Origin of the sequence: Frigidibacter sp. MR17.14, assembly GCF_037095735.1 — a bacterium.
Classification (GTDB): domain Bacteria; phylum Pseudomonadota; class Alphaproteobacteria; order Rhodobacterales; family Rhodobacteraceae; genus Frigidibacter.
Genome location: NZ_JBAWKD010000001.1, coordinates 35,532 through 50,605 on the forward strand (window position 1 = coordinate 35,532; position 15,074 = coordinate 50,605).

The following is a 15,074-nucleotide window of genomic DNA, read 5'->3' on the forward strand; positions in this document are numbered from 1 at the left end:
GTCCTGTCAGATCCCTGCCGGCCGGCGCAGGTCGAGCGTCATCGGGAACTCCGGATGCGCGCGTTCCTCCGCGGGCCAATATCCGCCGGGCGTATGACCGAAGGGTTCGAAACGCGCAAGCCTGCGGGCCTCGGCCTCGTTGCCATTGACCGGGAAGGTATCATAGCTGCGCCCGCCCGGATGCGCGACATGGTAGGTGCAGCCGCCCAGCGCATGCCCCGTCCAGCTGTCGAAGATGTCGAGCGTCAGCGGCGCGTGCACCGGCACCGTCGGCTGCATCGCCGCCGCCGGCTGCCAGGCCTTGAAGCGCACGCCCGCGACGGCGGTGCCGCTGGTCGCGGTCTTCTGCAGCGGCATCCGGCGCTGGTTCACCGTCACGATGTAGCGCGACGGGTCGGCGGCGGTCAGCTTGACCTGCATCCGCTCGGTCGAGCTGTCGGTGTAGCGCACCGTGCCGCCGATCGCGCCCGTTTCGCCCAGCACATGCCAGGGTTCGAGCGCCTGGCGCAGTTCCAGATGGACGCCCTCGTATTCCGCCTCGCCGCAGAAGGGGAAGCGGAACTCGGCCTGCGCCTTGAACCAGTCCGGGTCGAGGTCGAAGCCGTGGCGGCGCAGGTCGGCCAGCACGTCGAGGAAGTCTTCCCACAGGTAGTGCGGCAGCATGAAGCGGTCATAAAGCTGGTTGCCCCAGCGCGTCAGGCTGCCGCCCGCCGGATTGTCCCAGAACCGCGCGATCAGGGCGCGGATCAGCAGTTGCTGGGCAAGCGACATCCGCGCGTTCGGGGGCATCTCGAAGCCGCGGAACTCGACAAGGCCGAGGCGGCCGGTGGGGCCGTCCGGGGAATAGAGCTTGTCGATGCAGATTTCCGAGCGGTGGGTGTTGCCGGTGACATCGGTCAGGATGTTGCGCAGCAGCCGGTCGGTCAGCCAGGGCATCGGCGGCGCGCCCCAGCCCGGCGCCGGGATCTGCGACAGCGCGATTTCCAGCTCGTAGAGGCTGTCGTGGCGCGCCTCGTCGATGCGCGGGGCTTGGCTGGTCGGACCGATGAACAGGCCCGAGAACAGATAGCTGAGCGAGGGGTGCCGGTTCCAATGCAGGATCAGCGATTTCAGCAGATCCGGCCGGCGCAGGAAGGGCGAGTCGTTGGGCGTGACCCCGCCCACGACGACATGGTTGCCGCCGCCCGTGCCGGTGTGCTTGCCGTCGATCATGAACTTGTCGGCGCCAAGGCGGCACTGACGCGCGTCCTCGTAGAGCGTCTCGGTCGTGTGGACGACCTGCTCCCAGTTATGCGCGGGGTGGATGTTGACCTCGATCACACCCGGATCGGGGGCGACGCGGATCACGTTCAGGCGCGGGTCCCAGGGTGGCGCATAGCCCTCGATATGCACCTTCAGGCCCATGCGCCGCGCCGCGGCCTCGGCCGCGCGCAGCAGGTCGAGGTAATCCTCCAGCCAGACGACCGGCGGCATGAAGATGCACAGGCACCCGTCGCGCGGCTCGACCGCGATGGCGGTGCGCACGAAGCCCTCGATCTCGGGCGCGCCCTGCGGCACGAAGCCCTGCGGCGCCGGGGGCGAGGGCACGAAGCTGGCCATCGGCTGGGTGCGCCGCTCGCCCTTCGCGCCCTCGACCGGCTCGTAGTCGGGCAGCGGCGGGCGTTCGATCGTGGGATCGGCCGGGTTGTGATAGGGATAGACCGCCGGCGAGAGCCAGGGCAGAGAGGTCAGCGGCAGGCGGTAGCCCACCGGGCTGTCGCCGGGCGCCAGGAACATGTGCCCGCGCCTGAGCCGCCAGCGCTCGGACCGCCAGCCCGGCCCGCCCGCGCGGCTTTGCCAGCGCTGGACCGGCAGCACGAAGCCCGCGGGCGCGGTCAGGCCGCGGTCGAAGACCTTGGCGATGCGGTGGCGTGCCTCGGGATCTTCCAGCTTGGAATTCTCGGGCGTCACGTTTTCGGGCAGCTGGGCTTCCTTGACCAGCCATTCGGCCGGGTCCTCGAAAGCCGGGATCACGTAATCCTCGGGCACGTCGAGCTCGAAGGCGATCTCGCGCATCAGCTCCTGCGCCTGCATCGGCGTCGCGCCGGTGTCGACGCCCTCATCCGCGATCAGCGAGGTGTCGCCCCAGACCGGCTGGCCATCCGCCCGCCAGTAGAGCGAGAAGGTCCAGCGCGGCAGGCTTTCGCCTGGGTACCACTTGCCCTGCCCGTAATGCAGGAAGCCGCCCGGGGCGAAGCTGTCCTTGACCCGCCGGATCAGCCGGTCGGCGAGGATGCGCTTCTGCGGTCCGACGGCGCCGGTGTTCCACTCGGCGCTTTCGAAATCGTCGATCGAGACGAAGGTGGGCTCGCCCCCCATCGTCAGCCGCACGTCGCCGGCCTGCAGCCGTTCGTCGACCTTGCGGCCCAGCGCGTTCAGCGCCTCCCAGGCGTCATCCGAGAAGGGCTTGGTGATGCGCGGGTGTTCGGCGACGCGGTTCACCTTCATGTCGAAGGCGAATTCGGTCTCGGGCGTGCCATTGGCCGAGAAGCCGCCAGAGATCGGCGCGGCGTTGCGGTAATGCGGGGTCGCGGCCAGCGGGATGTGGCTTTCGCCGGTCAGCAGGCCCGAGGTGGGATCGAGCCCGATCCAGCCCGCGCCGGGCAGGTAGACCTCGCACCAGGCGTGCAGGTCGGTGAAGTCGACCTCGGTCCCCGAGGGGCCGTCGAGCGCCTTCAGGTCCGGCTTCAGCTGGATCAGGTAGCCCGAGACGAAGCGCGCGGCGAAGCCCAGGTGGCGCAGCGTGTTGACCAGGAGCCAACTGGAATCGCGGCACGAGGCCAGCGCCTTTTCCAGCGTTTCTTCCGGCGTCTGCACGCCCGGCTCCATCCGGATCACATAGCCGATCTCCTGCGAGATCCGGGCGTTCAGGCCGACGACGAAATCGACGGTGCGCATCCGGCGGCGCGGGATCGAGGCCAGCCATTTCTCGAACAGCGGCCCGCCCTCTTCGGGCTGGCGGTAGATCGACAGGTCGCGCACGAGGTCGGCCGGGTAGTCGAAGGGCCAGTTTTCCGCCGCCTCCTCGACGAAGAAATCGAAGGGGTTGTAGACCGACATGTCGGCGACAAGATCGACCTCGATCTTCAGCTCGGTCACCGGTTCCGGGAAGACGAAGCGCGCCAGCCAGTTTCCGCAGGGGTCCTGCTGGTGGTTCACGAAATGCGGCTTCGGCCCGACGCGCAAGGAATGCGAGATCACCCGCGTGCGGCTGTGCGGCGCCGGTCGCAGCCGGATCACCTGCGGTCCGAGGATCACCGGCCGGTCGTATTTGTAATGCGTGAGGTGATAGATGCTCGCCTTGATCGACATGTGTCCTGCCGTCCCGCCATTCCCTGTAGGTCTTAACGGTTGCACGTTTTTCCCCCACCCATCCAGCCCGTTTCGCAGCCGCGGCGAAACCCGCGCGCCGCTGCCTTCGAAATCGGCAGTCCGCCGCGCCGGCCCGCTCTCCCCCGACGGCACCCTTGACAGAAATTTTGACCCGGCAGTTAAATCGTTCGCATGCCAACCGACGGCCGCCAAAGGACCGCGGGCACGGGCGCGACTTCCAGCAGAGGGGATTTCCAAGATGCTTTACCGTTCCAAGTGGCTGGCCACGGCCGTCGTGGCCTGGGCCGCCGTGCAGGGCCTGCCGGCCATGGCGGCCACGCCCTCGGACACGCTGATCCAGGCCTGGGCGATCGACGACATCATCTCGCTCGACCCGGCCGAGGTCTTCGAATTCTCGGGCGGCGAGATGCTGGGCAACAGCTACGAGCCGCTGATCGGCTATGACGTCAAGGACGTGTCCAAGGTCTATGGCAAGATCGCCGACAGCTGGACCGTGTCGGACGACGGCAAGACACTGACCTTCAAGATCAAGGACGGGCTGACCTTCGCCTCGGGCAACCCGATCACCGCGGAGGACGTCGTCTTCTCGCTGGTGCGCGCGGTCAAGCTGGACAAGTCGCCCGCCTTCATCATCACCCAGTTCGGCTTCACGCCGGAGAATGTCGAAGAGAAGATCAAGGCCACCGACGCCTCGACCGTGACCTTCGAGATGGACCAGGCCTATGCGCCCTCGCTGGTGCTCTACTGCCTGACCTCGAACGTCGCGATGGTCGTCGACAAGAAGCTGGTGATGGAACATGCCGAGGGTGACGACTACGGCTACAACTGGCTGAAGACGAACTACGCGGGTTCGGGTCCCTTCGTGATCCGCGAATGGCGCCCGAACGAGGCCGTCGTCTTCGAGCGCAACGAGAAGTACTATGGCGACGCGCCGGCGATGAAGCGGGTGATCTATCGCCACATCCCGGAACCGGCGACCGAGCGTCTGATGCTGGAACAGGGCGACATCGACATCGCCCGCAAGCTCGGCCCGGAAGAGATCGCCGCGCTGAAGTCGAACCCCGACATCAAGATCGAGGAAGGGGTCAAGGGCTCGATCTACTACCTCGGGCTGAACCAGAAGAACGAATACCTGTCGAACCCGAAGGTCGCCGAGGCGATGAAATACCTGGTCGACTACCAGGCGATCGCCGACACGATCATGTCGGGCGTCGCGCAGGTCCACCAGACCTTCCTGCCCAAGGGCTTCCTGGGCGAGATCGACGATGCGCCCTACAAGCTCGACGTCGCCAAGGCCAAGGAGCTGCTGAAGGAAGCGGGCTATCCCGACGGCTTCTCGGTCACGATGGACACCCGCAACACCGCCGACATCACCGCGATCGCCGAGGCGATCCAGGGCACGATGGCGCAGGCCGGCATCAAGCTGGAACTGATCCCGGGCGACGGCAAGCAGACGCTGACCAAGTACCGCGGCCGTCAGCACGACATCTACATCGGCCAGTGGGGCCCGGACTATCAGGACCCGCACACCAACGCCTCGACCTTCGCCTACAACCCCAACAACGCCGATGACGCGACCTCGAAGCCGCTCGCCTGGCGCAACGCCTGGGACATCCCCGAGCTGACGAAGGAAACCGACGCGGCGATGATGGAGGGCGACGCCGACAAGCGCGCCAAGATGTACGAAGAGGAACAGCGCAAGGTGCTGGCCGAAAGCCCGTTCGTCGTGATGTTCCAGCAGGTCGAGGTCTCGGCCCAGCGCTCCAATGTCGACAACTTCGTGCTCGGTCCCAGCTTCTCGGACAACTCCTTCATCGGGGTGACGAAGGAGTGAGCGCCGCTGACATGACCCGGCAGGGGCGCTCGCGCGCCCCTGCTTCCCGTATCGGGGCGGTTCTCTGGGGCGTGGTGAAGATCCTCGCCACCGCCGCCGTGACCTTCCTTGGCCTTCTGATGGTCACCTTCGTGATCGGCCGTCTGGTGCCGGTGGACCCGGTGCTGGCCGTGGTCGGCGACCGCGCACCCGCCTCGACCTACCAGCGCGTCTATCTGGAGCTTGGCCTCGACAAGCCGCTCTACACCCAGTTCTGGATGTATCTGACCGACATCTTCCGCGGCGACTTCGGCGAAAGCGTGCTGACCAAGCGCCCGGTGCTCGAGGACATCGCCCGGGTCTTCCCCGCCACGCTCGAGCTTGCGACCTCGGGCGTCATCATCGGCACCGTGCTGGGCATCCCGCTGGGCGTGCTGGCCGCGGTGCGCCAGGGCGGCATCTCCGACCAGATCGTGCGGGTGATCGGCCTGATCGGCTACTCCGCACCGATCTTCTGGCTGGCGCTGCTGGGCCTGCTGGTCTTCTACGCCAACCTCGGCTGGGTGTCCGGCCCGGGCCGCGTCGATATTTCCTACGAGTACGATTTCACCGCGACGACCGGCATCCTGCTTCTGGACACCGCGATGCAGGGCCGCTGGGCCGCGTTCCAGAACGTCTTTTCGCACCTGGTCCTGCCCGCCTCGCTTCTGGGCTATTTCTCGATGGCCTACATCAGCCGGATGACCCGCAGCTTCATGCTGACCGAAATGGCGCAGGAATACGTCATCGCCGCCCGGGTGAAGGGCGTGCCGGAATGGCGGATCATCTGGATCCACGCGCTGAAGAACGCGGCCGTGCCGCTGATCACCGTGATCGTGCTGAGCTACATGAACCTGCTCGAAGGTTCGGTCCTGACCGAGACGGTCTTCGCCTGGCCGGGGCTTGGCATGTACCTGACCAACTCGCTGCAGAACGCCGACATGACCGCGGTGCTGGGCTGCACGCTGCTGATCGGCACCAGCTTCGTCGCCCTGAACCTGCTGTCGGACCTTCTTTACCGCCTGCTCGACCCCCGGGTCCGGAGACGCGCATGACCGCTGCAAACCTTTCCCGGCGCGAATGGCTGCTGTCCGAGCAGCCCGCCTCGCGCCGGCAGGCCCGCCTGGGCCAGGCCTACCGCACCTGGCTTGCCTTCCGCACCAATCCGCTGGCGATGGTCGGCCTTGCCATCATCGTCGTGCTGATCCTGATGGCGGTCTTCGCCAATGTCATCGCCCCCTACGATCCGATCGTCGGCGGCGACCTCAGGACCGAGCGGCTGCTGCCGCCCTCGATGGCGCATCTGATGGGCACCGACGATCAGGCGCGCGACATCTTCTCGCGGCTCGTGCACGGCTCACGCCTGACGCTGATGGTGGTGGCGCTGGTCGCGGTGATCGCGACGCCGATCGGCCTTCTGGTCGGCACCACCGCCGGCTATTTCGGCGGCTGGGTCGATACCGCGCTGATGCGCGTCACCGACGTGTTCCTGGCCTTCCCGCGCCTGATCCTGGCGCTGGCCTTCGTCGCGGCGCTCGGCCCCGGCATCGAAAACGCCATCATCGCCATCGCCATCACCTCCTGGCCCCCCTACGCCCGTCTCGCGCGGGCCGAGACGCTGACGATCCGCGACAGCGACTACATCGCCGCGATCCGGCTGCAGGGCGCCTCTAGCCCCCGGATCATCTGGGGCCATGTCGTGCCGCTTTGCACCTCGTCCGTGATCGTGCGGGTGACCTTCGACATGGCGGGCATCATCCTGACCGCCGCCGGCCTCGGCTTCATCGGCCTTGGCGCGCAGCCGCCGCAGCCCGAATGGGGCGCGATGATCGCCGCGGGCCGGCGCTTCCTGATCGACCAGTGGTGGGTCGCGACCATGCCGGGCCTTGCGATCTTCGTGGTCTCGCTAGGCTTCAACTTCCTTGGTGACGGCCTGCGCGACGTCCTCGATCCGAAAGCGAGGAAGTGATGACGCTTCTCACCGTAGACGACCTGCGCATCGCCTTCCCCTCGCGCCAGGGGCCTGTCGAGGTCGTGCGCGGCGTCAGCTTCACGCTGGGCCGCGAGCGGCTGGGCATCGTCGGCGAAAGCGGCTCGGGCAAGTCGCAGACCGGCCGCGCGATCCTCGGCCTGACCCCGCCGCCGGGCAAGGCCAGCGCGAAGACGCTCACCTTCGACGGCATCGACCTGAAGAAGGCGACGCCCCGCCAATGGCGCAGCCTGCGCGGCGGCCGGATGTCGATGGTGATGCAGGACCCGAAGTATTCGCTGAACCCGGTGATGACCATCGGCAAGCAGATCATGGAGGCGCTGAAGTTCCACGGCCGCCTGTCGGGGGCCGAGAAGAAGCGCCGCGCCATCGCCATGCTGGAAGCCGTGCAGATCCGCGACCCGGACCGCGTGTTCAACGCCTATCCGCATGAGTTGTCGGGCGGCATGGGCCAGCGCGCGATGATCGCGATGATGCTGGTGACCGAGCCCGACCTCCTGATCGCGGACGAGCCGACCTCGGCGCTCGACGTGACCGTGCAGGTCGAGGTGCTGCGCATCCTCGACCGGCTGGTGACCGAGCGCGGCATGGGCCTGATCTTCATCAGCCACGACCTGCGGCTGGTGTCGTCCTTCTGCGACCGGGTGCTGGTGATGTATGCCGGGCGCGTCGTCGAGGAACTGAAGGCCTCGGAGCTTCACTTGGCAAAGCATCCCTACACGCAGGGCCTTCTGAACTGCCTGCCGCGGCTCGACGACGACATCCGCCCCCTCCCCACCCTGCAACGCGAGGCGAGCTGGGCCGAATGACCGCACTCATCGACATCCGCGACCTTCACGTCCGCTTCACCAGCGGGACGACCGAGGTCCATGCCGTCCGCGGCGTCTCGCTGAGCGTGGCGCAGGGCGAAAGCTATGGGCTGGTGGGCGAGTCGGGCTCTGGCAAATCCACCGTCCTGCGCGCCATCTGCGGCCTTGCCCCGACCTCGGCCGGCGAGATCTGCATCGGCGGGCAAGAGCTTGCGAGCCCGCGCCCGCCGGCCTTCTACCGGCAGGTGCAGATGGTCTTTCAGGACCCCTATGCCTCGCTGCACCCCCGCCACACCATCGACCGGGTGCTGTCGGAGCCCCTGGCGATCCACGGCTTCACGGATCGGGAAAGCCGCGTGGAGCGCGCTCTGGAGGAGGTCGGCCTCGGGAAAGGCTTCCGCTTCCGCTATCCGCACCAGCTCTCGGGCGGCCAGCGCCAGCGCGTCGCCATCGCGCGGGCGCTGATCCTCGAACCCAAGGTGCTCCTGCTCGACGAGCCGACCTCGGCCCTCGACGCCTCGATCCAGGCCGAGGTGCTGAACCTCCTCGACCGGCTGCGGACCGAGCGCGGTCTGACCTACATCATGGTCAGCCACGACCTCGCCGTGGTCGCGCACATGTGCGAGAGGCTGCTGGTGATGCAGCATGGCCAGGGCGTAGAAGAGCTCACGCGCGATGCCTTGCGCGCCCGCACCGCCACCTCCCCCTACACGCGCCAGCTTCTCGAGGCCTCGCGCGGCTATACGGCAGCCTGACCCATGACCCAAGTTCCTGTCTTCGACGGCCACAACGACTTCCTCCTGCGCCTGCTGCGCGATCCCGCCCGGCGCGACGAGATCTGGCTGACCGGCGAGGGCAAGGGCCAGCTCGACCTGCCGCGGATGCGCGCGGGCGGCTTCGCCGGCGGCTTCTTCGCGGTCTACATCCCTTCGCCCAAGGATGCCGCGGGGCTCGATTACGACGCGCTGATGGACAACCCGCCCTATCAGGTGCCGCTGCCGGCGCCGGCCCCGCTCGACGCGGCGCTGCCGGTCGCCACCGCGATGATCGGCCATCTGAAATGGATGGAGCGCACCGGGACGCTCTCGATCTGCACGACCACCGCCCAGATCCGTGCGGCGATGGCCGCGGGGAAGATCGCCGCAATCCTGCACATGGAGGGCGCCGAGGCGATCTCGGAAGACCTCGACACGCTGCATGTCTGGCACGGGCTCGGCCTGCGCTCGCTCGGCCCCGTCTGGTCGCGCCCCACCGCCTTCGGCCACGGCGTGCCCTTCGCCTTCCCCTCCTCGCCCGACACCGGCCCGGGCCTGACCGAGGCCGGACGCAGGTTGGTCGCGGAATGCAACGCGCTGAAGATCATGCTCGACCTCAGCCACCTGAACGAGAAGGGCTTCGACGATGTCGCCCGCCTTTCGGACGCGCCGCTGGTCGCCACCCATTCGAACGCCCATGCGGTGACGCCTTCGGCGCGCAACCTCACCGACCGCCAGCTGAAGATGATCGCCGAGTCCAAGGGGATGGTCGGCCTGAACTACGCCACCTCCTTCCTGCGCCCCGACGGCCGCAAGGACCCGGCCTTCGGCTTCGACGTGATGCTGCGCCACATGGATCACCTCCTGTCGATCCTGGGCGAGGATCACCTCGGCCTTGGCTCCGACTTCGACGGCGCGACGATCCCCGCGCCCCTGGGCGATGTCGCGGGCCTGCCGCGCCTGATCGAGGCCTTCCGCGCCCATGGCTACGGCGAGGCGCTGATCGAGAAGCTCGCGTGGAAAAACTGGCTCGCCCTCCTCGACCGGACCTGGGCCTGAGCCCCTTCCGCATTCGCACTGGCGAAAATATCCTCGGGGGTCCGGGGGCAGACAGCCCCCGGCGCTCGTCACAGGGGACCGCCGCCCGATGATCCTCGAGAACGCCCTCGCCCGCCGGCTCTTCCTTGACCGCCACGCGCTGGCCGAGGCGCCCGCGGGCCCCGCGACAGGCCCCGACCTGCTGTCCCTGATCGACCGCCTGGGCTTCGTCCAGCTCGACTCGATCAACACCGTCGCGCGGGCCCATCACCAGATCCTGTGGTCGCGCCGACCCGCCTATCGCCCGCCGGCGCTGAAGCGCCTGCACGAACGCGACCGCCACCTCTTCGAACACTGGACCCATGACGCGGCCCTGATCCCCACGGCTTTCCTCGACCACTGGCAGATGCGCTTCGCCCGCGATGCCGCCCGGATCCGCGAACGCTACCGGCAATGGCAGGGCCCCGAATTCGAGGCCGAGATCGACACCGTCCTCGACCGGATCCGCGACAGCGGCCCGGTCGGCACCGGCGATCTTTCGACCCCGCGCGAAAGCCGTGGCCAGGGCTGGTGGGACTGGCAGCCCTCGAAGACCGCGCTCGAATTCCTCTGGCGCTCGGGCCGCCTTGCCGTCACCCGCCGCGACGGCTTCGCCAAGGTCTACGACCTTGCCGAACGGGTCTATCCGCAGGCCATCGCGCGCGGCGAGGCCGAGACCATCGACTGGGCCTGCAACGCCGCCCTCGACCGCCTCGGCTTCGCGACGAGCGGCGAGATCGCGGCCTTCTGGGCCAAGGTCACGCCCGCCGAGGCCAAGGACTGGTGCACCGCCGCCCTCGCCCGCGGCGCGATCGAGGAGGTGAAGATCGAAGGCGCCGACGGCAGCCCCCGCCGCCATTACGCGCGCCCGGGCCTGCGCGCCGCCGCCGAGGCCGCGCCCGAGCCTTCGGGCCGCGTGCGCATCCTGTCGCCCTTCGACCCCGCCCTGCGCGACCGGGCACGGGCCGAGCGGCTCTTCGGCTTCCACTACCGCATCGAGGTCTTCGTGCCCGAGCCGCAGCGGCGCTGGGGCTACTACGTCTTTCCGGTGCTGGAGCGCGACCGCCTGATCGGCCGCCTCGACGCGCGGGCGAAGCGGGCCGAGGGCGTGCTGCAGGTCCGCGCGGTCTGGCCAGAGCCCGGCGTGAAGATCGCCGGCGCCCGGCTTGCGCGGCTCGAGGCCGAACTCGACCGTCTCGCCCGCTTCGCCGGTGTCGAGGCGGTGGCCTTCGACCCCGGATGGCTTCGCCCCGACGCCGGGTAGGAGCGCCATGGCGCAGGGGGGTCCGGGGGGAGGCGCGCCTCCCCCCANGTGGGCGCGGTGATGTACCTGTGCGACGCCCGTTTCGTCACCGGGCAGGTCATCGTCGTCGACGGGGGCATGTCGCGGAAGATGATCTACCTTTGAACGTCCGAAGGGAGTGCCGGGGGGAGGCGCGCCTCCCCCCGGCACTCCCTTCGGACGTTCAAAGGTAGATCATCTTCCGCGACATGCCCCCGTCGACGACGATGACCTGCCCGGTGACGAAACGGGCGTCGCACAGGTACATCACCGCGCCCACGATATCCGCGGGCTCGCCGATGCGGCCGACCGGATGCTGGGCATGATCCTCGGCCGACCACTGCGCCGGCGCCGGGTGGCCCTTCTGCCAGCCCGAAGTGTCGATCCAGCCGGGCGCCACCGCATTCACCCGCACCTGCGGCCCAAGCCCGATCGCCATCGCATGGGTCAGCGCCACCACCCCGCCCTTCGCCGCCGCATAGCCGTAGCTGTCCGGCTCGGACTGGAAGGCGCGGGTCGAGGCCATGTTGACCACCGCCCCGTGCGCCGCGCGCAACGCCGGCAGACAGGCCCGCGTCACCAGGAAGGTGCCGACCAGATGCGAACCGATCCAGCCGTTGAAGCTTTCCAGGCTCATCTCCTCCAGCGCCGCCCCCTGCGCCTTGGCCAGCCCGCCGTTGTTCACGACGAGGTCCAGCCGGTCGAGCCCGGCCGCCTGAACGGCACGGGTCACCTGCGCCTCGTCCGCAAGGTTGCAGGCCAGCGGGATCACCCCGGGCCATGCGCCGACCTCGTCCAGCGCGTCCTCGTCGATGTCGAGCGCCGCGACCTGCCAGCCCGCGTCCGACAGGTGCTTCACGATCGCGCGGCCGATGCCCTGCGCGCCGCCGGTGACCAGGGCCGCGCGGGTCAGGACCGCGGCCACCGCCGCCTCGGCCGTGGCGGTTTCGGGACTTGCGTCTTCCATCGGGACCTTCCTTTTCGCGTCGCGGGGCCAACGCCATCCTGCGCCGATCGGTTGCCTTGGGCGACCCCCATGTCAGATCCCGGGACAGCGTCCCTGCGACCTCCTGCCGCGCCCCCGGGCTCGGCACTGGAAAAAGCACCCGGCGCGGGTCTAGGCAGCAATACGGCCCTGCTGACGCCGGAATGATCGCCCCTCAGCCCTTCAGAGCTCCGTCATGATCCTTCGCCCCCGCCCCGGCGTCCTCACCCTGTTTTTCGTCTTGCGCCATTCGGTGATCCGCAAGGTCTGGCCGATGGTGCTGGGCGTGGGCGTCATCTCGACCGTGATCGTGACCCTGCACCGCACCGCGCCGGACTGGGTGCCGGCGGTGAACCCGACGCCCTTCTCGCTGCTGGGGATCGCCCTGTCGATCTTCCTCGGCTTCCGCAACTCGGCCGCCTACGACCGCTGGTGGGAGGCCCGCAAGCTTCTGGGCGCGATGGTGATCGGGGTGCGCGAAATCGGCCGCGCCACCCATATCCTGCCCGACCCCGGACTGCGCGACTGGATGCTGCTGCATCTGGTCGCCTGGATCCGGCTGGTCGAGCACCAGCTGCGCGGCGCCGAGGGCCCGGTGGCACTGCCGGTGCCGATGCCCGCACGGCCCATCGCCACCCGCAACCCGGCCGAAGCGATGCTGCAGGAGATCGGCGAGCGGCTGGCGACCGAGGCCCGCGAGGGGCGTCTGGGCGAGATCGCCTGGGTGCGGCTCGACGAAAGCCTTGGCCTCTTGATGAACGCGCAGGCGGCCTGCGAGCGGATCAAGGCGACGCCGGTGCCCTTCGGCTATGCGCTGCTCCTGCACCGCACCGCGCATCCCTATTGCTTCCTGCTGCCCTTCGGCTTCGCAGACCTGATCGGCTGGCTGACGCCGATCCTGTCCCTGCTGGTGGCCTATGCCTTCTTCGGCCTCGACGCGCTGGCCGACGAGGTCGAGCAGCCCTTCGGGCTCGAGCCGAACGACCTGCCGCTGGCCGCCATTGCCCGCAACATCGAGATCGAGCTGCAGGCCGCCCGCGGCATCACCGACCTGCCAGAGCCGCTGCAACCCGTCGACGGGCTTCTGAACTGACCCCGCTCACCATGGCACCGTCGCGCCGCGCCAGTCGCGGAAGCCGCCGCTGTCGTCCGGGGTCAGGCCCTCCAACACCCGGATCAGGTCCGCGGCGGCCCGGTCCGGGGCATGTTTCTCGGCGGCGTATCCCGCGGTGAAGGCGGTCTCGACCGTGCCCGGATGCAGGGCGGCGATCACCGCCTGCGGATGGGTGCGCGCGATCTCGACCGCGGCCGAGCGCAGGCCCTGGTTCAGCGCGGCCTTGGCGGCGCGGTAGGAATACCAGCCCCCCAGCCGGTTGTCCCCGATCGAGCCGACCCGCGCCGACAGCGCCCCGAACCGCGCCACCCGGTCGCGCGGCATCAGGGGCAGCGCGTGTTTCAGCACCAGAAGCGGGCCCAGTGCATTGACCTGCATCTGCTGCACGAAAGCCTCGGGCTCCAGCGCCTTCAGCATCTTCTCGGGCCGGCCCAGCGCCCCGGTCGCGCAGAAGATCATCTCGAAGGGTCCCCGCAGCACGCCCAGCACACGGGCGACCGAGGCCTCATCCGTGACGTCGAGCCCGTCGTGGCTGCGGCTGAGGCCCACCACCTTGCCCCGCGCCGCCAGTGCCGCGGCCAGTGCCGCGCCGATCCCGCCCGATGCCCCGATCACCAGTGCCCGCATCGCCATCCTCCGTCGCGTTCCGATGCCCTACGCACCGCGGCGGGGTTCCGTTCCCGCCCTGCGCTCCCTAGGCTGCTGCGCAAGAGGGAGGATCACATGGAAGACGTCGATTGCGTGGTGATCGGGGCCGGGGTTGTCGGGCTGGCCATCGCGCGCGAACTGGCCCGCTCTGGCCGCGAGGTTCTGGTGCTGGAACGGGCCGAGGCCTTCGGGACGGAAACCAGCGCCCGGAACTCCGAGGTGATCCACGCCGGGATCCACTACCCCGCCGGCAGCCTGAAGGCACGGCTCTGCATCGAGGGCAAGGCGCGGCTCTATGCCTTCTGCGCCGAGCATGGGATCGGCCACCGCAACTGCGGCAAGCTGGTGGTGGCGACCGATCCGGCGCAGGAGCCGGCGCTGGACACGGTCATGGCCCATGCCGCCGCCTGCGGGGTCGGCGACCTGCGCCGCCTGACCGCCCGCGAGGCGATGGAGCTTGAACCCGACCTCTTCTGCACCTCGGCGGTGCTTTCGCCCTCGACCGGGATCATCGACAGCCATGGGCTGATGCTGGCGCTGGTGGGCGAGATCGAGGCGGCCGGCGGAATGCTGGCGCTTGGCACTAGCGTGACCGGCGGGCGGATCACCGGCGACGGGATCGAACTGCGAACGGTGGACGCGGCCGGCGCGCCCTTCGACCTGCGCGCGCGCAGCGTGGTGAACGCGGCGGGCCTCTGGGCGGCAGGGATCGCGACGGCGCTGGATGGCCTGCCCTCGGCCGAGGTGCCGCGGATGCACTATGCCCGCGGCAGCTACTTCACCACCAGCGCGCGGCATAGCTTCAGCCGACTGATCTACCCGGTGCCGGAACCCGGCGGGCTGGGCGTGCACCTGACGCTGGACCTTGGCGGCGGCGCGCGGTTCGGGCCGGATGTCGAATGGATCGAGGGGGTCGACTATACCCTGTCCGAGGCACGGGCCGGGCATTTCGAGGCCGAGATCTCGCGCTACTGGCCGGGGCTGCCCAGGGGCTCGCTGTCTGTCAGCTATTGCGGGGTGCGGCCGAAGCTGTCCGGCCCCGGCGCACCGGCCGCGGATTTCGTCATCCGCGGACCGGCCGAGCACGGGGTGCCGGGGCTCGTGAACCTCTTCGGGATCGAGAGCCCGGGCCTGACCTCGAGCCTCGCGATCGGGGCCGAGGTGGCGGCGCGCCTTTAGCGCGCGCGCCG

At 69.0% G+C, this 15,074-nt stretch carries 12 protein-coding genes; 9 read left to right on the forward strand and 3 right to left on the reverse strand.

The window, feature by feature from the left end:
- Window positions 1–6 precede the first annotated feature (6 nt).
- On the reverse strand, window positions 7–3,351 hold the full coding sequence (locus tag V8J36_RS00170) for a transglutaminase family protein (protein WP_336465228.1): 3,345 nt from the start codon (window positions 3,349–3,351) through the stop codon (window positions 7–9).
- Between the two features lie 259 nt (window positions 3,352–3,610).
- Here V8J36_RS00170 and V8J36_RS00175 point away from each other — a divergent pair, with 259 nt between their 5' ends.
- The 7 genes from V8J36_RS00175 to V8J36_RS00205 all read left to right on the forward strand — a co-directional run bounded on the left by V8J36_RS00175 (window position 3,611) and on the right by V8J36_RS00205 (window position 11,119).
- A complete protein-coding gene (locus V8J36_RS00175) occupies window positions 3,611–5,206 on the forward strand; it encodes an ABC transporter substrate-binding protein (RefSeq protein ID WP_336465229.1) in 1,596 nt (531 codons plus the stop codon).
- The gene (locus V8J36_RS00180; protein ID WP_336465230.1) at window positions 5,203–6,279 is read left to right on the forward strand and encodes an ABC transporter permease; all 1,077 of its coding nucleotides are present in this window, start codon (window positions 5,203–5,205) and stop codon (window positions 6,277–6,279) included. Before V8J36_RS00175 ends, V8J36_RS00180 begins: the two co-directional genes overlap by 4 nt.
- Window positions 6,276–7,193 carry an ABC transporter permease gene (locus V8J36_RS00185; protein WP_336465231.1) on the forward strand — a complete coding sequence of 306 codons (918 nt, stop codon included), beginning with the start codon at window positions 6,276–6,278 and terminating at the stop codon, window positions 7,191–7,193. The genes V8J36_RS00180 and V8J36_RS00185 overlap by 4 nt, the downstream gene beginning before the upstream one ends.
- The gene (locus V8J36_RS00190) at window positions 7,193–8,023 is read left to right on the forward strand and encodes an ABC transporter ATP-binding protein (protein ID WP_336465232.1); all 831 of its coding nucleotides are present in this window, start codon (window positions 7,193–7,195) and stop codon (window positions 8,021–8,023) included. Before V8J36_RS00185 ends, V8J36_RS00190 begins: the two co-directional genes overlap by 1 nt.
- Entirely contained in the window at window positions 8,020–8,778 is a 759-nt protein-coding gene (locus V8J36_RS00195) for an ABC transporter ATP-binding protein (protein WP_336465233.1), read from the forward strand. The genes V8J36_RS00190 and V8J36_RS00195 overlap by 4 nt, the downstream gene beginning before the upstream one ends.
- A 3-nt stretch (window positions 8,779–8,781) precedes the next feature.
- Window positions 8,782–9,837, forward strand: a complete 1,056-nt coding sequence (locus V8J36_RS00200) for a dipeptidase (RefSeq protein ID WP_336465234.1) — start codon at window positions 8,782–8,784, stop codon at window positions 9,835–9,837.
- Between the two features lie 88 nt (window positions 9,838–9,925).
- The gene (locus V8J36_RS00205; protein ID WP_336465235.1) at window positions 9,926–11,119 is read left to right on the forward strand and encodes a winged helix-turn-helix domain-containing protein; all 1,194 of its coding nucleotides are present in this window, start codon (window positions 9,926–9,928) and stop codon (window positions 11,117–11,119) included.
- A gap of 202 nt (window positions 11,120–11,321) precedes the next feature.
- Here V8J36_RS00205 and V8J36_RS00210 read toward each other — a convergent pair whose 3' ends face one another.
- Window positions 11,322–12,104: an SDR family oxidoreductase gene (locus tag V8J36_RS00210; RefSeq protein ID WP_336465236.1), complete on the reverse strand. Its 783-nt coding sequence runs from the start codon at window positions 12,102–12,104 to the stop codon at window positions 11,322–11,324.
- A gap of 214 nt (window positions 12,105–12,318) precedes the next feature.
- Here V8J36_RS00210 and V8J36_RS00215 point away from each other — a divergent pair, with 214 nt between their 5' ends.
- Window positions 12,319–13,215, forward strand: coding sequence for a bestrophin family protein (locus V8J36_RS00215; RefSeq protein WP_336465237.1), 897 nt, complete (start codon window positions 12,319–12,321; stop codon window positions 13,213–13,215).
- Window positions 13,216–13,221: 6 nt separating this feature from the next.
- Here V8J36_RS00215 and V8J36_RS00220 read toward each other — a convergent pair whose 3' ends face one another.
- A complete protein-coding gene (locus tag V8J36_RS00220; protein ID WP_336465238.1) occupies window positions 13,222–13,863 on the reverse strand; it encodes an SDR family NAD(P)-dependent oxidoreductase in 642 nt (213 codons plus the stop codon).
- Between the two features lie 96 nt (window positions 13,864–13,959).
- Between V8J36_RS00220 and V8J36_RS00225 the strand changes: the two genes are divergently transcribed.
- Complete coding sequence (locus V8J36_RS00225) at window positions 13,960–15,063, forward strand: NAD(P)/FAD-dependent oxidoreductase (RefSeq protein WP_336465239.1); 1,104 nt, start codon at window positions 13,960–13,962, stop codon at window positions 15,061–15,063.
- The last annotated feature ends 11 nt before the right edge of the window (window positions 15,064–15,074 follow it).